Origin of the sequence: Leptolyngbya sp. Cla-17 (assembly GCF_016807185.1) — a bacterium.
Taxonomy (GTDB): Bacteria; Cyanobacteriota; Cyanobacteriia; order Leptolyngbyales; family Leptolyngbyaceae; genus ULC077BIN1.
Genome location: NZ_JAEVYN010000002.1, coordinates 2,829,080 through 2,846,394 on the forward strand (window position 1 = coordinate 2,829,080; position 17,315 = coordinate 2,846,394).

The following is a 17,315-nucleotide window of genomic DNA, read 5'->3' on the forward strand; positions in this document are numbered from 1 at the left end:
AAACTTAAGCAACAGACCACGACCGTCTTTTTGTGAACATCAATTCCAGCGCAGCGCTCATGGGTGACTTGCATCAGGCTTCTCCTTGATTAGGGTTAAGCTGGTTCACCCGCCATGTCGTTAATTGATCCTGCTTTGCGTGCTGTCTCGCAGTCGGCGAAATGCACAAATGGGTGTCCCAAGGGCGGGTACGGTCAGTCTCCTGCTCAGGCTGATTGGCACTAGTTCCAATTCGACCTCTAAACCAGTTCATCTGACGTTACCACTTTCATCCCAGGGTGTGAGCAATCGCTCATGATGTCTCCTGCATAAATCATGAGGCCTGTGTCAGTTCGTAATTCAACAAGCCAGCGATGATATTTAAGCGTAAGCCAAACCGCCTTCTACGATTACGATAACGCCCTGAAAAGATGCGGAAGATCTTGAAGCCGAATCACATGTTCAACTCGCACCCGCAGTCGTGCTAAAGCTCGGTTATGCTGCTTTTCTTCCTTTGGTAATAGCTGCTTGCGAGGCTTTTTGGTTGGGGTACAAGCGCCAGCATGAAGTTTGGCAAAGCCTTGATAGCCTCGGTCTGCTAAACACAACTGCGAAGAAACAAACGGTAAACGACTTTGCTTAAGCAGTTTGAAGTCGTGCGTTCTACCTATATCCACTGCGGTACAAATGATTTGCCCGGTGTCAAACTCCGCCACCACTTGCGCTTTCAGGGTGTGACATTTTTGTTTGCCGCTGTAGTAACGTTTCTGTTTTTTTAGGGCGCTCGATTTCTATCTCCCCCACATCGACCATCATCACCTTCCACTCCCAACCGGGTTGGTACAACTGGCGTTGGCTCGGTAGCCGGAACTTGCCACATTTGACCAAAAGGTCTTCCACTTTTCGCACAATTCGCCCAACCGTGGTCTCATGCAATCCCAACTCACCCCGATATAAAACTGGCTGCGATACTCTCGCTAGTATTCCAATGCCACCAACTGTTGGTCTTCCACGCTCAGTTTGGCTTGACCGCCCTTGCGTCTTCGTCGGTCTAGTGCAGGGTCTACCACCTCGACCATTGCACTGCATGTTTTACGGCTCACCCCACATAAGCGTTTGAACTCACCATCTGAAAGAAACTCGATCTCTCGGTACGACATGGCGATTTTTCCGGGACTTGCTCTTTGCCTGCTATATGATTGTGCAACGACGCGATCTCAACTGGCACACTGTTTTACTATTCGTGCAGGAGGTCTAGTAACGCTTTTACCCAACACCCCTACTGCGGGTATTCCACATCAGGACGCGGAGCAACGGACGCGGAGCAAGGTTTACCGCTTGCGATCAATTTTGACTCGTTTATAGGGGTCTTGCTTGTGAACCCAGGCTAAGAACTTTTGAAGCGGCGGGTCTTGCTTTAACTTTTCTAAGGTGTTTAGGTGCAGCGCCAAATAGGAGTTGTCGTAAAGGGTGTGAATCTGACGGTGGCAAGCAGCGCAGATTTGAATCGTGGCGCTAGGGTCAAGACCTTTGCGTTTGGTCTTTTGAAGAGGAATCAAGTGATGCTCTGTGAGGGCGGGCATCGCTCGATGGCAGAGTTCGCAGGATTGCGGCATCGCTTAGAAGTGAGGGGATGGTCGGGGAATAACGATGATGGCTAGTTTGATCTTAACGATCACCCTCCCCGTATGACAGCAAAAGCCTCTCAAATTCCACCCAATCACACAACTTCTGTGCAATCATCCTGAGTGATAGGACTTAGCTCAGGCAGCATGGTTGCCAAGCGTCCCCTGGTTCAAACATCCAACTCGATAATTTGTGCTTGCATCGCCGTGCCATCAAGATGCAAATGTGCCAGTGTGATCGGCAGCTTAAATCTTCGCGGTTCCGCACTCCCTGGATTGAGAAAGAGGACACCGTTACGCTCTTCCACTAATGGTTTGTGAGAATGTCCACTAATGACAACTTGGATGCCTGCGGTTTGTGGATCGATCGACAGATCTTTGAGTATGTGAGAGACCTCTCCAATCTCGACTATTTCGCGCTCAGCTATGACGTCTGCCCACGTGCCCTGGGCATTATTGCCTCGCACTGCAATGACAGGTGCGATCTCCTTCAACGCTTCGAGCACTGCTGGCTTACCAATATCACCGGCATGAAGAATCAGGTCGGAACCCGCTAGGGCATCGACTGCTTGGGGGCGCAGCAAGCCGTGTGTATCAGAGATGACACCAATCTTCATGTCTAGGTTGCGGTTTAGATGGATGTTCACGGTATGGATTGACAACTAGTTCTAGTAGCCAATCCTCAATACCATTAGTTTAACGACGCCTGAGGCTGGTAAGACGATTCCATGCTTGAATAATCCGTTGAAGTTTTGGAGGTGTTTGATCTTGAATCATATCGACGGACTGAATGCCTTGATCGCCTCCTGGAGCCATGAGCGCGATCATGAAAAAATCTGCTCCACCTGACTTATTTATAGCAGCGGAAAAATTCTGGTCGTTAGTGAGCAGTAGAAGTAAACTGGGTTGAGTCGAGGGGGGACATTACTCCCCGCCCCTCTCAGTTAGATCCGGACGTGCGAGTTTCCCTGCATCCGGCTCCCGATGTTCTTGGCTTTCGCGTTTGCGTCTATGGAGATACTTGTGACAACTTTCGTGAATGGCTAGAAGGTTCTTGGTTCTCCAATTGTTATGATTGCCATCTACATGATGGAGATGGACCCTCTCGTCACTCAGCGTTTTTAAGCCACAATAGCCACAGATATGGTTCTGACGTTTTAAGGCTTGAGCAGTTTCGCCATCATAGAGCTTGCTGTTGCGTTCACTCCAATAGGTCATATCACCGTCAAAAGGTGATTTCTCCCCCTTGACGTTACCGTGTTTATTTTCAGAGTAAGGAACTGATGGAAACGCTATGTTCACCAATTTCTTGCTGGTGTAACGGTTCTGTTTAGATTCCTTGTTAAATACCCTGAATGCCCTGTTTTGGACATGCCACAGCGAGAAACGTGACCCATTCATTTTGCAGAAGCGGTGATAGTTTCTCCAGCCTCTAACGATAGGAGCTAATTTCTCAGCCTTAGTTTTCGCACCATACTTCGAGTTGTTGACGATGTCTTTTACTTTCTGACGGAACGCCTTGAAATTGTTCACGGAAGGAACACATCTAAACTTTCCATTGCTTTGCACTCGAAAGTGCCAGCCGAGAAACGTAAATCCATCTGTCGTAGCAGTGACCTTGGTCTTCTGTTCGCTAACCTTCATTCCTCGTTCTGCAAGAAACTGGCTGATTCGCTCAAGGATTGCCTCTGCATTGTCTTTGGGCTTAAGCAGGAATACCATATCATCCGCATATCTCACGGATGGGTGGATGTGCTCTATCCCATTGAGGGCAATGTTGGCTAGTAAGGGACTGATCACGCCCTGTACAATGTTGCAAACACCTCCCTAAAGTTTTTAATTTCGATTTCCAGAGAGAAACTGCGCCCTGATTATGGAGATGGCTTTCAGGGTGCCCCCTTGCATTTCATTTAAGCTCAAACTTCCCAGAACTACTGAAATGATAGGTTTCGAGATATCTTGGTATCCCGTTGGTGGAGGAGCCAAACTTTTGAATGTGCATTTTTCCTAAAGTGGCTTTAACCCCTTCTTCTCACTTTGAGGGAAGCCACCATGAATCAGCCCAACCCGAAGCGAAAACGGATATTGGAGGTTCGCGCTAGCTTTGAAGTTTCCCGACTCTCCCCTGAGTACCTTGCCAGTGCTTATGAACAGATTTTGCCCCCTGTACGGCGCGTCGCTTCAATGCCAAAACAAGCATCCGTTATCGATATCAATGCTATAGAAAAACGAATTGGAGAAGAGAATTATGAACAGTCATGATATTCAAGTGGCGATCTATGCGCGTGTCTCTTCAGAACAACAAGTGTCCTCTCATACGATTGAGAGTCAACTATCAATATTGCGGGAAAAGATCACGGCTGATGGATGTGTCTTACAACCCGATTTGCAATTTATTGATGAAGGTTATAGTGGTGCGACACTCTTGCGTCCAGCTCTGGAACAACTGCGTGATCTGGCAGCGACAGGCAGCATCGACCGACTTTACATTCATTCCCCAGATCGCTTGGCTCGCAAATATGCCTATCAAGTCTTGCTCCTGGATGAACTGCAACGAGCTGGGGTGGAAATTGTGTTTCTCAATCGGGCTTTAGGCGACTCTCCCGAGGATGACCTGTTACTGCAAGTTCAAGGCATGGTGGCGGAATATGAACGAGCCAAAATCCTAGAACGAAGCCGCCGTGGGAAGCGCCATGCTGCTCGTTCAGGTTCTGTCAATCCGCTATCCGGTGCGCCTTATGGCTATCACTACATTGATACCCAACAAGGCAATGGGCAAGCGCGTTATGAAGTCCATCCTGAACAGGCACCAGTCGTGCGCCAAATTTTCGATTGGATAGGGCGAGAACAGGCAACGATTGGCGAAGCCTGTCGCCGCCTCCAGCAAGCGGACATTCCCTCACCCAAGGGTAAGCCTGTCTGGGATCGTTCCACCATCTGGGGAATGCTGAACAATCCAGCCTATAAAGGCACGCAATCGGGACAAAGCGACCGCGCTTACGCCCAGGTCGTAGACAGTCGCCCTTTCCTCGTCAAGATTATTCGATCTACGACAAAGACCCGCAGCAGTGGATTTTGATTCCGGTGCCCGCGTTGATTGACTTGAAGCCGTGCAACAACAGTTGCAGGAGAATCGCCAACGCGCCCGCCAAAGTCAAAGAGGCGCAAAATATCTCCTGCAAGGACTCTTAGTTTGTCAGCAGTGTGGCTACGCTTATTACGGTAAACCTGTCAGTCACAAAGCGGCGAAAGGCAAGGTTCGAGAGTATGCTTACTACCGCTGTATTGGCACCGATGCTTATCGCTTTGGCGGAGATCGCATTTGCAGCAATTTGCAAGTCCGCACTGATTTGCTGGAAATGGCAGTATGGCAGCAGGTGCAGGCGTTACTAGAGAATCCGCAGCGACTGACTCAGGAGTATACCCGTCGAGCACAAGCGCCCAAACAGGGACAACACCTTACCGCATTGGAAACGCAATTGACCAAACTGCGACGCGGACTGGAGCGCCTGATTGATAGTTATGCTGAGGGGGTGATTCACAAAGCTGAGTTTGAGCCGCGCATCACTCAGATGCGAGTCCGGATCGCCGCCTTAGAAACTCAGATCGCGCAAGCAACCTCAGAAATGACCCGCCAACAAGAGCTTCGGCTGATCATTGGCCGATTAAAAGACTTTGCCACTCAAGTAAAAACTGGATTAGAACAGTTGGATTGGCAACAGCGCCGGGACATTATTCGCACCTTGGTCAAGCGGGTAGAAATTGACAAAGATCAGGTCAATGTCGTCTTCAGAGTCGAACCCCTTTCACCTGTGCCTGACTCTGATAAAGATTGTTTGCAACATTGTACAGGGCGTGATCAAACGTCGATGTGGGGTTCCCTGTTCAGGATAGGCTGGATTAACTCCTGCTTTAAGACAACGGAAGATTCCGGTCTTGATGCCTCTTGGGGCGATGAGTTGTTCCAGGATGGTTGAGTGATTGATCCGGTCGAAGCATTTTTCGATATCAAGTTCGATAACTCGTTTTTCGATTCCATTGGCATGAGAATTCAAGTTTGAAAACAGGATTTTGTGGGCATCATGTGCCGAGCGTCCTGCTCTAAAACCGTAGCTTCTAGCATGGAAGGTTGCTTCGTGTGCTGGTTCTAAGGCGGATTTTACCAGGCACTGCCAGGCTCTATCTGCGATAGTGGGGACTTTTAGGATGCGGGTCTGCCCATTCTGTTTAGGAATGGGAATTTCCCGAAGCTTCTGGTGTTTCCAGTTGCTGCCTTGCCAAGCGAGTTCTTCACTCAGTGCAAACCTTTCCTCAAAGGAAAGAAATGCTTGACCATCGACACCTGCTGTCCTTTTGCCAGCATTTAGTTGCGTGACTTGACGGATTGCTAGTAATCTTGCTGCGGTGGATTTCAGAATTAGCTTTTGCAGAGACCGAGCTTTCCGCTTGTCTCCCACTTGAATCGCTTTGAACACTCGCTTTTGCAGGCGGAATTGGTTACGGCGGAATTGCTTCCACGGTAACGCTTTCCAAGATTCACTAGCATTGCTGCTGTGTCTAATCATGCTCTATCTCCAGACCAGTGTTTTCTGAACACCTCAGACCAGTTACGGTCTGTCCTACCCAAACTAAAGGAATTGTGCTGCTCGTCTAGCCTACGAAGGGGTTCGACCTCCCCCTTGACCCTCAGTTCGTTTCTTTTCGTTCCCTCGGTTAGATTGCTCGTTCCGTTAGGTGGAGCCACTTCAACCACTGGATTCCCTAGACTCTTGCTGCTGTTATGGGAAGACGCAGCGGGAATTATCTCCAGTAGAGTCAGGGTTGGATGTTGTGCCCTGCTCTCGTATAGGTCGCTTTTCTAGGCTCTGTTTCACCGTAGGAACTCCCTGTTAGCGCCAGTGTCACTCCACAACGAATGTCTGATTGCGCCCTGCTCCCAGCTTCACCCTCCAGAAACCGAGTCTGGTCAGTGTGGGCAGATAAGGAGTCATACCTGAGTCTGGTAGGCAGGACTTGCACCTGCATCAGACCGAGAGTTCAACCGTCTCTATTGCTAGATTTGGTTGGTGAGGTTATTTACGGACTGGTTACCGTGATTCACCTCACAACGAATCGCACTCCCATTTACGAGGTTTGGTCGATCACGGCTGAGGAGCCTGTAGAGGCGTAAAATCATTGGTTGTGATTCGGACGGTCCCATTTGTGGCTCAAGATGGGGCAGTTAAAGTCATCAGATGCCCAAGTAAAGCAACCGCTAAAAGCTTTCATTCATAAGTCTTTCAGCCTTAGCGACCACTTTTTGTCCGTTGCTATAACTAAGCCGATCAGGAATCAATTTCCGACGGTTCATAGGACAATTCGCAGGAAGTATCACAACAATCGAGCATCCGGTGAATTTGAGCGCTCGCCCGTTCAACAGGTGTTCAGGGTGGGCAGTTCAAAATCCTTCTTTTATTATATTCCGGATAATAACCATTATCTGGAATATACAATTGTCAGACGAAGAACGAGTGGTCAAGAATCTTAAGAAAAGGCTCTAGCTCTTGGCTTTGACCTCATTGCTCAACCCACTGCTCCAGAGTATATTTCTTAGCAACGAATTCAATGGGCAATGCCAGCAATATTGGTTCTCCGAGCAAATTTGCTTAATCAACCGAAAATTGACAGGTGGAACCAATTTGACTACTAGAGCACCTTTTTTATGGAGTTCTCTAATCTGAGTAGTTACGAAGCTTCTATAAAGCTAGCAGAATGGGTATTTACAGGTACCTCACTGCCTTGTTATCCTTTCACGTAAGGTCTTTAAAGTAGAAGGGTTATAGCTGCGGAGTGACCGACAAAATTTTTGTATAGGTTGGATTAAGGTCATATATGCTCTATGGTGCTATGTTCACGTACTCGGAAATAGCAACCTAGCAATTATTGAATCGACATCTTTGAACCCAAAACCACTGAAAACGCTAAATTTCTCCACATGATTTATATTGTCAGGGTAGTCGCTGAAAATTACTTTTTGCATACTGCGAAATCAAGGAAGGATTGAGCCATAAGGCTTAATTTGACTCACTCCAAGATTGAAACTGTCTATTTTAACGTATGAGGTCATTGAGAACTATGAGAATTTTAGTAACAGGTGGTGCGGGTTTCATCGGTTCCCATCTAATTGATCGGTTGATGACCGAAGGACATGATGTGATCTGCTTGGACAATTTTTACACCGGGCGGAAGCACAATGTTCTGAGATGGATTGGGCATCCCTACTTTGAGCTAATCCGCCATGATATTACAGAACCAATTCGCTTAGAGGTTGATCAAATTTATCATCTGGCTTGTCCCGCATCGCCTGTCCACTATCAATATAATCCAGTTAAAACGATCAAGACCAATGTAATTGGCACATTAAACATGCTGGGACTGGCAAAGCGGGTCAAGGCGAGGCTCCTGTTAGCCTCTACCTCCGAAGTTTATGGCGATCCAGAGGTGCATCCTCAAACAGAAGAGTACTGGGGCAATGTGAATACGATTGGGATTCGGAGTTGCTATGACGAAGGCAAGCGGGTCGCCGAGACGTTGGCGTTTGATTATCATCGTCAGAATGATGTTGAGGTGCGGGTCGCCCGAATTTTTAATACCTACGGTCCTCGTATGCTTGAAAACGATGGTCGAGTGGTGAGTAATTTTGTAGTGCAGGCGCTTAAGGGAACTCCATTAACGGTCTATGGCGCAGGGTCGCAAACTCGCAGCTTTTGCTATGTTTCTGATATGGTTGACGGCTTAATCCGGTTGATGAATGGGAGCCATACAGGACCTATCAATCTGGGCAATCCAGAGGAATATACCATTCTTGAATTAGCTCAAACGGTTCAAAAAATGGTCAACCCAGACACCGATATTCGATTTGAGCCATTGCCTCAGGATGACCCACGCCGGCGTAAACCCGACATTACCAAGGCGCAAAAGTTGCTGAGTTGGCAGCCTACCATACCTCTATCAGAAGGGTTACGCCATACCATTGAGGACTTTCGCGCCCGCTCAGGCATTTCTGGCTCCACGCATCCTGTTGATTGTGTCGGTGTAGATTAGCCGTGCCACGTTTTTTGTGCATCCGATGTATTTTGCCCGTGTTTGATTCTGCTTGATTATGTTGTGTCTTTTAGAGAAAGCCTTATGCGTGTATGTGTGATTGGTACGGGATATGTGGGTTTGGTTACGGGAGCTTGTTTGGCTCATATCGGTCACCACGTTGTTTGTGTAGACAACAACGAAGAGAAAGTCAAGCTGATGAAATCTGGGCAGTCTCCTATCTTTGAGCCGGGACTTTCGGAAATTCTGCAATCGTGTATTGAGAATAGAACGATTGAGTTCACTACGGATTTAAAGGCAGGGGTGGAGCATGGGCAAGTTTTGTTTATCGCGGTCGGAACTCCGGCGTTACCCAGTGGAGAAAGCGATACTCGTTATGTGGAGGCGGTGGCGCAGGGAATTGGCTCCCATCTGAATGGTGAGTACAAAGTAATTGTGAATAAATCCACGGTGCCGATTGGGTCGGGAGACTGGGTGCGAATGCTGGTGCTAGATGGTTCTGCGGAGCGAAAGGCTGAGTCGGAAGCGCCTGTGATGGTGGGTGCAGCTGGGATTGATGTGGTGGCAACTGCGGCCAACTTTGCAAAAGAGCCGGAATTTGATGTGGTTAGCAATCCTGAGTTTTTAAGAGAAGGTTCAGCGGTTTATGATACTTTTAACCCGGATCGAATTGTGTTGGGTAGCAGCAGTTCTAAGGCGATCGCGCTGATGCAGGAACTGTATGCTCCTATTGTGAATCGCCACTTTGCCGCAGATCAGACCTTGCCACTGGTGCCTATCGTGGTGACCGATTTGAGTTCGGCAGAGATGATTAAGTATGCTGCTAATGCTTTCTTAGCAACTAAGATTAGCTTCATTAATGAGGTTGCCAATATTTGCGATCGCGTTGGGGCAGACGTAGTAGAAGTCGCTAAGGGCATAGGCTTAGACTCTCGGATTGGCAACAAGTTTTTGCAGGCAGGAATTGGCTGGGGCGGCTCCTGTTTTCCCAAAGATGTATCTGCACTAATCCACACAGCAGATGATTATGGATTTGAAGCGCAACTGATGAAAGCGGCAGTCAGTGTTAACCAACGGCAACGTCTAGTGGTGGTAGAAAAGCTTCAACAGGTGCTCAAAATCCTGAAGGGTAAAACCGTTGGGCTGCTCGGTTTAACCTTTAAGCCGAATACAGATGACTTGCGAGATGCCCCTGCTCTGAATATTATTGAACAGCTTACCCGTTTGGGAACTAAGGTAAAAGCCTACGATCCAATCATCGCCCAAAGTGGATTGCGAAGTGGATTGTCAGATGTCATTGTGGAAACCGATCCAGAGCGTTTAGCCGACGGCTGCGATGCGCTGGTATTAGTCACAGACTGGCAGGAATTTCAGACTTTGGACTATGCTCATTTAGCATCCTTAATGCACAGTCCTGTGATCATTGATGGACGAAACTTCTTGCAGCAGCAGACCTTGGAAGCTGCTGGGTTTCGCTATGTGGGCATTGGGCGGTAAGGGCGAAGATCTTTATCAACGCCTATTGACAGCATCTACCGCAGTCAATTGACGAGCAACGGGCAAGCTGCTCAACTGCGGCAGATGCTGCGGCAATTGCTTAAGTGTGATTGGTCAATAGCTACTGTGAATTTAGTAAAGCTCAGTTGGCTTAGTTGTTTCGATGCTGTTATATCTATTAAGGGAGAAGGTGTCAGAGTGAGCTTCACAAACGATATTCACCATGACACCTCCACTCGACAAGACTCTTTAAGATAGACCATCAAACCGCTCTATTGAAAGCTGTGCGCTCCACGCAAAATTGGGACATCTAACCATTCATTACAATGGAGGTGCCTTCAAGAGGCTCAAACTATATGCCACGAAACTTGCCTCACGGGCATTCTACAAGCTTTATTCAACTCATTACAGGCTTCACGATATCAACGCTGTTGACGGTTACGACATCTTTACCCTGTCTGTCTCAGCCAGGGGTTTCCACCAATGGAGGCTCAAGGAGTTTGGGAGCAACTTCCACCCTCATAGGTGATGCTTATACTCTAGGTCCCGGCGATCGCGTCCGAATTGATGTACTTAAATTGCCCCAATTCTCTGGCGAGTTTCAAGTTTTAGCAGATGGATCCTTGACCCTTCCCCAAGTTGGTAGCATCCCTGTCACAGGGATGACGCTCAAAGAAGCGGCGAGTGTTGTCTCCCAAGGGTATGCCCGAATTCTTAAATACCCAGTTGTAAGTATGAATGTACTGACCCCTCGCTCAGTGCAAACCAGTATTTTAGGGGAAGTTAATCGTCCAGGAGCTTATACTCTGACGGAAACCGGACAAGTTCCTACAGTATCACGAGCGCTTCGACAAGCAGGTGGCATTACTCAACTGGCCGATCTGCGCCAGATAGAGGTTCGTCGGCCCCGGCATTCAGGTGAGCAGGTGATTAAAGTCAACCTTTGGGATTTTCTACAAATCGGTGATTCTCGTCAGGATATTACCCTCCGTGCTGGAGATTCTATCTTCGTTCCTACCCTCGCCAAAACGAATTTGGCTGAATCTATCCAACTGGCATCAACTAGTTTTAGTGCGGATAAAAGTCAGGCATTAAACGTTGCTGTTGTCGGTGAAGTTTACCGTCCTGGTCCACACACAGTCACCGCTACCGCCCGCACCGGTGCCGCTGGGGAAACCGGGCAAGCAAGTGGTTCTGGAGGAGTTGAAACACCACCCACCATCACCCGCGCCATTCAGATTGCAGGCGGAATTAAACCCCAGGCAGATATTCGTCAAATTCAGGTTCGGCGTTTGACCAAAAGTGGTGCTGAGCAAATGATCACGATCGATCTCTGGAAATTGTTAAAGGGAGGAGACGTAAGCCAAGATCTGTTCTTACAAGATCGAGATACAATCGTCATCCCAACGGCAACGACTATCTCTCCGGCAGAATCAATCCAGATTGCGACTGCCAGCTTTTCTCCTGATAGCATTCGGGTAAATATTGTCGGCGAAGTGAAGCAGCCTGGAGCCGTGAAAATTCCGCCGAATACTCCGCTTAATCAGGCTGTTCTGGCAGCGGGAGGCTTTACAACCCGGGCTCGTACTAAGTCAGTCGATTTGATTCGGCTAAACCCAAACGGCACGATTACCAAACGCAACATTGCTATCAATTTTGATAACCAGCTCAATGATCAAACCAACCCTCCGCTTTATAACGACGACATTATTATCGTGAATCGCTCTGCGTTAACCGCTTTTTCAGATAACTTAAGCTCCGTTTTGGTTCCCGTCAATAACTTTCTATCGTTATTTAGCATTTACAGACTCATTACTGGCAATTAGTTATTTGCTAAATTTTCGCAACGCAAAAAATTGCGTCTAACATATTATTGAGGAACAACCGTGTCCATGAATCAAATGGAAAATCAGGTAAGGCTTCGCGTATTTTCTCACCCTAGCCGCCCAACGGACTAATACAAAAATGGAGAATCATCAAAATTCTCAGCCATTGCCACCAGAAAACCATACTGCTCGACAGTTCCAGTGGCTACCGCCAATCAACCCAGCCCGCTCTGGCGACGAGGATGAAGGCGGTTTAAACCTCGGGCAAGTCTTTAGTGCGCTGAAGCGAGGGTTACCCGTAATTATTGGAGTAACCATCGTTGTGACCTCTGCCGCAATGCTCAAAGCATTAAGCAGTAAACCTATCTATCAGGCTGGGTTTGAGATTCTGACGAAACCAGTGACGGTTGAAAGCCAGGTTATATCCTCTGTCCCTCAAACTTTGGGGAACAAAGAGCGTGAAACCACATCGGAAAGAACTGTGACTGTGGATGCCACTAAGCTAAAACTGCTAAAAAGCCCTAAAGTACTTTCGCCGATCGCCGACCAATTAAAATCTAAGTACCCAACGATTAGCGAGGAGGAAATAGCGACCAATCTTTCCGTAATCCCTGTTCCCAGCAGTGAAATTCTAGCCGTGACCCTTCAAGATTCAGACTCTGAGAAAGTGAAAGCAGTCTTGAAGCTTGTGGCAGCCTCCTATCTAAACTACAGTTTGGAGGAGCGGTTAGCCGATGTGCGGCAAGGGATTGATTTTGTGAATGCCCAAATACCTCAATTGCAACAGCGGGTTGATGCGGTTCAGGATCGGCTGCAATCCTTTCGGCAGCAGTACAACCTGATCGATCCAGACTCAACGGCAGAACGACTATCAGATCAGACGAATACGGTGAGTCAACAAGGTCTTGAAACTCGGATCAAGTTGAATGAGGCGCGTGCACTTTATAACGATTTGCAGGAGTTGTTACGCCGAGCAGACGATCCAGCCTCTATAGCGTTGAGTGGTAATGCCCGCTATCAGGCTCTGCTTAGTCAGCTTTTGACCGTAGAGGGGGAAATCGCAAAAGAGTCATCGCTATTTAAGGACAATACTCCCAATGTTCAAGTTCTGAAGGAGCAGCAGCAAAATCTAGTACCGCTTCTACAGCGGGAAGGGCGACGAGTTCAGGAAGAAGTTGCCAGTCAGATTCGGGCGCTAGAATACCGCGATCGCATTTTGGGGCAGGCGGCAAATCAGCTTAATCAGCAAGTGAAACAGCTATCTGTTGTGTCGCGCCAATACACCGACATTCAACAAGAACTGAAGATTGCAACAGATAACCTGAATCAATTTCTCACGAAACGAGAGGCACTGCGGATTGATGCCGGACAACGAAAAGCTCCCTGGCAAATTTTGACACCCCCTGGAGAACCAGTTCCATCTGCCGCCAACGTTAAGCGGACAACTATGTTAGGCGTGATTTTAGGAGTATTGCTGGGGATAGGTGTTGCGTTGCTATTAGACAAATTGAGCAGTGTTCTCCACGATCCCGAAGAGATCAAAGAAATTAGTAAATTTCCCGTTCTGGGTGTGATTCCACATAGTCGCGAGTTAGAGGATATCGAGGAACTGGGATCTCTTGGGAAGCTCGTATCCTTAGGTGACATTGGTGGACTAATGCAGCAGATGGGGCAAAAGATCAAACTCAATAACGGTGCCAAATCTCGTTATTACACAGCCTCTCCTTTTTCAGAAGCCTTTCGTTCGCTGTATACCAATATCCGTCTGCTTAGTTCTGACACTCAGGTTCGCTCCATTGTCATCACTTCATCCACCCCAGGAGAAGGAAAATCTACGATTTCTGTGCACCTCGCTCAAGCTGCGGCAGCGTTGGGGCAGCGGGTTCTGTTAGTGGATACCGATCTGCGCCGTCCGAAAGTTCATGAGCAAATGGGATTGATAAATACCTCTGGACTCAGTAATGCTATTTCGTCAGATCTCGAAGTTGAACGGCTGATTCAGCAATCTCCCGGCGAAAGGAATCTTTTCATCCTGACGGCTGGACAGATTCCTCCTGACCCAACTAAGCTTCTATCATCCCAGAAGATGCAAAATTTGATGGGGCAGTTTAAGTCCGCCTATGATTTGGTGATTTACGATACTCCTCCACTGGTCGGGTTAGCCGATACCAAGCTTATTGCTTCTAAGACCGATGGCATAGTTATGGTTGTGCGTCTGAGTAAAACAAAGCGCTCAGTTCTGTCTCAAGCTCTAGAAGGAATTAAAGTATTCTCGGTTCCAGTTTTAGGCATGGTTATAAATGGTTCAAGGGAACAAACCTCACTCACCGATCCTTATTATCACTACCAACCGATGGAGCTAGAAAGTCCGTCTGTTGTGGAAAAATCTACATCGTCTGTATTTAAACAACTTGACCAATAGCGACCAAATTCAAAACGATGCTTCTAGAGGAAGTGATGAATTGGTGATAAGTCTAATATGGAAGCTTTAATCCTATTGACACTGATTGGAATATTTTGGCTGATCAGCTCTCGTCGTTGGCGGCGGAGAGTGATCAAGCCCATGACGGTTCTGGTTCTAGCTGGATTGCTAGTGACTTCGCCCTGGATGGCTCAACTGGCAACCTGGGGCTTAACCATCCCGCTACCACTAGATAAGGGGGATCGAACGGATGCCATCATCGTTTTGGGACGCGGGGAGGAATTACAAGGACACCGCGTTGATCAGATTCATAAACTCTGGCAAGCCGATCGCGCTCCCCGTGTATTTGCCAGTGGAATGATGGATGCCCGACCGATTATTGAACGGCTTCAGCAAAAAGGGCTTCCAGGCTCCATTTTAAGTGGTGAGGAATGCTCACAAACTACGGAAGAAAATGCCCTCTATACCGCCGCGATCCTTTATCCGCATGATGTCCGCAAGATTATTTTGCTGACAGATACTCCGCACATGTTGCGATCGTTCCTGCTGTTTCGCAGTGCTGGATTTACAGTGATTCCTCATTTCAGTCCGCTGCCGGATAAATGGAGTTCTCTCCAGCAAATTACAGTTATCTTTCGAGAATATATCGGGTTGGTTCAATATGCGCTAACGGGACGATTTAAGCAACGGTCAATTGCTGAGCTTAAACATCCACCCGCTGCAATTCTTGAGAAATTTACTGAATGGAACTGTCAAGTACGGGGAGTATAGCTAGGTAGCAATGCTCCCTGCAAAAAATTGTTTGGCTGAATCAAAAATTCGCATAAACTTTAATCGTTAAATAAACGCCAATTATCCTCTCTTGTTCCCACTGGCTCATCTTATGAACGATTTTCCAGATTTTTCCCACTACCATTACCAAATTGAGAAGGAGTTGGGTCATAACCGGGCAGGAGGGCGCGTCACCTATTTGGCGAACGATATGCGCAATCAGCAGCTCGTGGTGATCAAACAGTTTCAATTTGCCAAATTGGGTTCAAGCTGGCAGAGCTATGATGCGTACGATCGCGAAATTCAATTACTTAAAGAGCTTAACTATCCAGGCATTCCTCGATATTTAGATGCCTTTGAGACCCAGGATGGTTTTTGTATGGTGCAGGAATACAAGCAGGGAGTTTCTCTGGCAACGTCCCGTAGTTTTAACCCAGACGAGATTAAACAGATTGCGATCGCGGCTCTGGACGTTTTAGTTTACCTGCAGAACCGGATTCCACCCATTATTCATCGGGATCTTAAACCAGACAATATTCTGGTTGATCAAGTCGGGAATGTCTATCTGATTGATTTTGGCTTTGCTCGCGTGGGAGAAGGCGAGGTCGGTGTCAGCAGTGTGGTCAAAGGCACGCTGGGCTTTATGCCACCTGAGCAGTTGTTTAATCGGCAGTTGAGCGAAGCTTCAGACCTTTACGGGTTGGGAATGTCCCTAATTTGTTTACTAACCAACACGAAATCTGATAGCATTGGCGACCTAGTCGATATCAGCTATCGCGTTAGCTTCAAGCATCTTGTTCCCAAGCTCAATATCCATTGGGTGAACTGGCTGGAAAAGATGGTAGAACCACGGTTGAAAGATCGATTTCCCAATGCAGTCTCCGCCTTAGCTGCTATCCCGACCTCCCCGGTACGCCCACCAGAAGCTCAATTTAGCCAAACAACATTGGAATTCAGTGCCAGTCGGCGAAGCGCATTGCTGACCAAAACGGTGAATATTACAAATCCAATTCCAGAGACCCTCTTAGAAGCGCAATGGGAAGTTGCATTCCATCCCCACGATCCATTAAATGAGGTAGGTCGCTGGATCGCAATCGAACCGCAAACCTTTACTGGCAATCAGGTCAAATGTCAGATTACTGTGGACACGAGCAACCTGATGACGGGCAAAACCTATCACCGCAAATTGCTGTTGCATAGCAATACCCTGACAAAAACCTACTGCCTCAATGTCCAAGTGCAGACAGCCCGTATGCCTGTTCCCAACTACCTCGTTTCCTACGGGCTTCTGGGGCTTTTGGGAGTATTTTTTATGGGCTTAACCTGGTTAATTAGCTCTTTCGCCTTCGTCTTCGGTACGATAGCGGGATCTGTGGAATCAGCGGAAGTGGGCACGCTGGTGGGAGGTGTAATTGGTTTAGAAGTTGCTACCTGGTTGATCCGCTCCTCTGGTTGGCGGTTTGGAGTGGTAAGCACCATACCAGCGGCAATCCTGGGCAGTATTGTAGTCACCCAGGTTTTCTCAGGTGCAATTGAAACGGTTGTCGGTTCAGCAGTCTTATTGGGAGCAGGGTTAGGGGTTGTGACTGGGGCGATCGCTGGAATTGCGCTTAATTTAGCGATCGCAAAGATGATTGCGAATGGGAATCAAAAAATATTAGCGATCGTCCTCAGCCTGCTCACAGGAGCGTTTGGAGTCAGCCTAGGATTAGGTTTTAGAATCGGTTTAACCAAAGCATTTGTTCTGCTCCCCCTAATCAGCAGCAGCATCGCCCTTATCGTTCTCCTAGTTCAAATTCAATTACAACAAGCCAATGTTGTGCTTAACCATAGAAAAGCACAACACTTTTCAATTAAGCCATAAGTCGAGCTTTGCCAATAACCGTTAAATTCTATACAGAAAAAATATTGAACACTCTTTAATAAAGATTCCATGAATCTCTCCTAGCATCTCGCCGAACTGCTACGTAGATCTGCCATATTCATGCGTGAATCCTTGATAGAATATTCTCTAGACACTGGGAAAGTTTACGCTCTCCTGTGCGATTTTTGTCACTAGAAAGAAACCTATAAATCTTCGTTGTCAGATGAGGTTGATTGCCCAATCTTTAC

At 47.6% G+C, this 17,315-nt stretch carries 17 protein-coding genes and 1 pseudogene; 10 read left to right on the forward strand and 8 right to left on the reverse strand.

Annotation, left to right across the window (positions count from 1 at the left end; genetic code table 11):
* Positions 1–73 precede the first annotated feature (73 nt).
* The 7 genes from JOY44_RS23995 to JOY44_RS24025 form a co-directional block, all read right to left on the reverse strand.
* The gene (locus tag JOY44_RS23995; protein ID WP_171571961.1) at positions 74–253 is read right to left on the reverse strand and encodes a hypothetical protein; all 180 of its coding nucleotides are present in this window, start codon (positions 251–253) and stop codon (positions 74–76) included.
* Between the two features lie 136 nt (positions 254–389).
* Positions 390–710: a transposase gene (locus tag JOY44_RS24000; RefSeq protein WP_242541829.1), complete on the reverse strand. Its 321-nt coding sequence runs from the start codon at positions 708–710 to the stop codon at positions 390–392.
* Positions 682–915, reverse strand: coding sequence for a hypothetical protein (locus tag JOY44_RS24005; RefSeq protein WP_203032109.1), 234 nt, complete (start codon positions 913–915; stop codon positions 682–684). Before JOY44_RS24005 ends, JOY44_RS24000 begins: the two co-directional genes overlap by 29 nt.
* 41 nt (positions 916–956) lie before the next feature.
* A complete protein-coding gene (locus JOY44_RS24010; RefSeq protein ID WP_203032110.1) occupies positions 957–1,139 on the reverse strand; it encodes a hypothetical protein in 183 nt (60 codons plus the stop codon).
* Positions 1,140–1,310: 171 nt separating this feature from the next.
* On the reverse strand, positions 1,311–1,595 hold the full coding sequence (locus JOY44_RS24015; RefSeq protein WP_171575860.1) for an HNH endonuclease: 285 nt from the start codon (positions 1,593–1,595) through the stop codon (positions 1,311–1,313).
* Between the two features lie 179 nt (positions 1,596–1,774).
* Complete coding sequence (locus tag JOY44_RS24020) at positions 1,775–2,221, reverse strand: metallophosphoesterase family protein (protein ID WP_171575861.1); 447 nt, start codon at positions 2,219–2,221, stop codon at positions 1,775–1,777.
* A 307-nt stretch (positions 2,222–2,528) separates the two neighbouring features.
* Positions 2,529–3,404, reverse strand: coding sequence for a group II intron reverse transcriptase (locus JOY44_RS24025; protein ID WP_197985068.1), 876 nt, complete (start codon positions 3,402–3,404; stop codon positions 2,529–2,531).
* A gap of 252 nt (positions 3,405–3,656) precedes the next feature.
* Between JOY44_RS24025 and JOY44_RS24030 the strand changes: the two genes are divergently transcribed.
* From JOY44_RS24030 to JOY44_RS32240, 3 genes are read left to right on the forward strand one after another with little or no spacing between them, the layout of a single operon-like run.
* A complete protein-coding gene (locus JOY44_RS24030) occupies positions 3,657–3,866 on the forward strand; it encodes a hypothetical protein (RefSeq protein ID WP_171573166.1) in 210 nt (69 codons plus the stop codon).
* The gene (locus JOY44_RS24035) at positions 3,853–4,683 is read left to right on the forward strand and encodes a recombinase family protein (protein ID WP_171573165.1); all 831 of its coding nucleotides are present in this window, start codon (positions 3,853–3,855) and stop codon (positions 4,681–4,683) included. The genes JOY44_RS24030 and JOY44_RS24035 overlap by 14 nt, the downstream gene beginning before the upstream one ends.
* A 31-nt stretch (positions 4,684–4,714) precedes the next feature.
* On the forward strand, positions 4,715–5,581 hold the full coding sequence (locus tag JOY44_RS32240; protein WP_245404944.1) for a zinc ribbon domain-containing protein: 867 nt from the start codon (positions 4,715–4,717) through the stop codon (positions 5,579–5,581).
* A gap of 33 nt (positions 5,582–5,614) precedes the next feature.
* On the opposite strand, the pseudogene JOY44_RS33030 reads toward JOY44_RS32240, so the two are convergent.
* Positions 5,615–6,169: pseudogene (locus JOY44_RS33030) on the reverse strand (reverse transcriptase N-terminal domain-containing protein); the annotation flags it as partial.
* A gap of 350 nt (positions 6,170–6,519) precedes the next feature.
* Between JOY44_RS33030 and JOY44_RS24045 the strand changes: the two are divergent.
* The 7 genes from JOY44_RS24045 to JOY44_RS24075 all read left to right on the forward strand — a co-directional run bounded on the left by JOY44_RS24045 (position 6,520) and on the right by JOY44_RS24075 (position 17,067).
* Positions 6,520–6,774, forward strand: coding sequence for a hypothetical protein (locus JOY44_RS24045; RefSeq protein WP_171575863.1), 255 nt, complete (start codon positions 6,520–6,522; stop codon positions 6,772–6,774).
* Positions 6,775–7,718: 944 nt separating this feature from the next.
* Positions 7,719–8,687: a UDP-glucuronic acid decarboxylase family protein gene (locus tag JOY44_RS24050; RefSeq protein ID WP_171575864.1), complete on the forward strand. Its 969-nt coding sequence runs from the start codon at positions 7,719–7,721 to the stop codon at positions 8,685–8,687.
* Positions 8,688–8,771: 84 nt separating this feature from the next.
* Complete coding sequence (locus tag JOY44_RS24055; protein ID WP_171575865.1) at positions 8,772–10,184, forward strand: UDP-glucose dehydrogenase family protein; 1,413 nt, start codon at positions 8,772–8,774, stop codon at positions 10,182–10,184.
* Positions 10,185–10,540: 356 nt separating this feature from the next.
* Positions 10,541–12,010: an SLBB domain-containing protein gene (locus JOY44_RS24060; protein WP_171575866.1), complete on the forward strand. Its 1,470-nt coding sequence runs from the start codon at positions 10,541–10,543 to the stop codon at positions 12,008–12,010.
* A 139-nt stretch (positions 12,011–12,149) separates the two neighbouring features.
* Positions 12,150–14,432, forward strand: coding sequence for a GumC family protein (locus JOY44_RS24065; RefSeq protein ID WP_171575867.1), 2,283 nt, complete (start codon positions 12,150–12,152; stop codon positions 14,430–14,432).
* A gap of 57 nt (positions 14,433–14,489) precedes the next feature.
* On the forward strand, positions 14,490–15,203 hold the full coding sequence (locus tag JOY44_RS24070) for a YdcF family protein (RefSeq protein ID WP_171575868.1): 714 nt from the start codon (positions 14,490–14,492) through the stop codon (positions 15,201–15,203).
* Between the two features lie 112 nt (positions 15,204–15,315).
* Positions 15,316–17,067 carry a serine/threonine-protein kinase gene (locus JOY44_RS24075; RefSeq protein ID WP_171575869.1) on the forward strand — a complete coding sequence of 584 codons (1,752 nt, stop codon included), beginning with the start codon at positions 15,316–15,318 and terminating at the stop codon, positions 17,065–17,067.
* The last annotated feature ends 248 nt before the right edge of the window (positions 17,068–17,315 follow it).

Excerpts from the sequence above, each read along its gene's own strand:
- JOY44_RS24030 (WP_171573166.1), top strand. The coding sequence starts at position 3,657 with ATGAATCAGCCCAACCCGAAGCGAAAACGGATATTGGAGGTTCGCGCT.
- JOY44_RS24055 (WP_171575865.1), top strand. The coding sequence starts at position 8,772 with ATGCGTGTATGTGTGATTGGTACGGGATATGTGGGTTTGGTTACGGGA.
- JOY44_RS24050 (WP_171575864.1), top strand. The coding sequence starts at position 7,719 with ATGAGAATTTTAGTAACAGGTGGTGCGGGTTTCATCGGTTCCCATCTA.
- JOY44_RS24075 (WP_171575869.1), top strand. The coding sequence starts at position 15,316 with ATGAACGATTTTCCAGATTTTTCCCACTACCATTACCAAATTGAGAAG.
- JOY44_RS24035 (WP_171573165.1), top strand. The coding sequence starts at position 3,853 with ATGAACAGTCATGATATTCAAGTGGCGATCTATGCGCGTGTCTCTTCA.
- JOY44_RS24020 (WP_171575861.1), bottom strand. The coding sequence starts at position 2,221 with ATGAAGATTGGTGTCATCTCTGATACACACGGCTTGCTGCGCCCCCAA.
- JOY44_RS24065 (WP_171575867.1), top strand. The coding sequence starts at position 12,150 with ATGGAGAATCATCAAAATTCTCAGCCATTGCCACCAGAAAACCATACT.
- JOY44_RS24045 (WP_171575863.1), top strand. The coding sequence starts at position 6,520 with ATGTCTGATTGCGCCCTGCTCCCAGCTTCACCCTCCAGAAACCGAGTC.
- JOY44_RS24060 (WP_171575866.1), top strand. The coding sequence starts at position 10,541 with ATGCCACGAAACTTGCCTCACGGGCATTCTACAAGCTTTATTCAACTC.
- JOY44_RS23995 (WP_171571961.1), bottom strand. The coding sequence starts at position 253 with ATGAACTGGTTTAGAGGTCGAATTGGAACTAGTGCCAATCAGCCTGAG.
- JOY44_RS24070 (WP_171575868.1), top strand. The coding sequence starts at position 14,490 with ATGGAAGCTTTAATCCTATTGACACTGATTGGAATATTTTGGCTGATC.
- JOY44_RS24010 (WP_203032110.1), bottom strand. The coding sequence starts at position 1,139 with ATGTCGTACCGAGAGATCGAGTTTCTTTCAGATGGTGAGTTCAAACGC.
- JOY44_RS24015 (WP_171575860.1), bottom strand. The coding sequence starts at position 1,595 with ATGCCGCAATCCTGCGAACTCTGCCATCGAGCGATGCCCGCCCTCACA.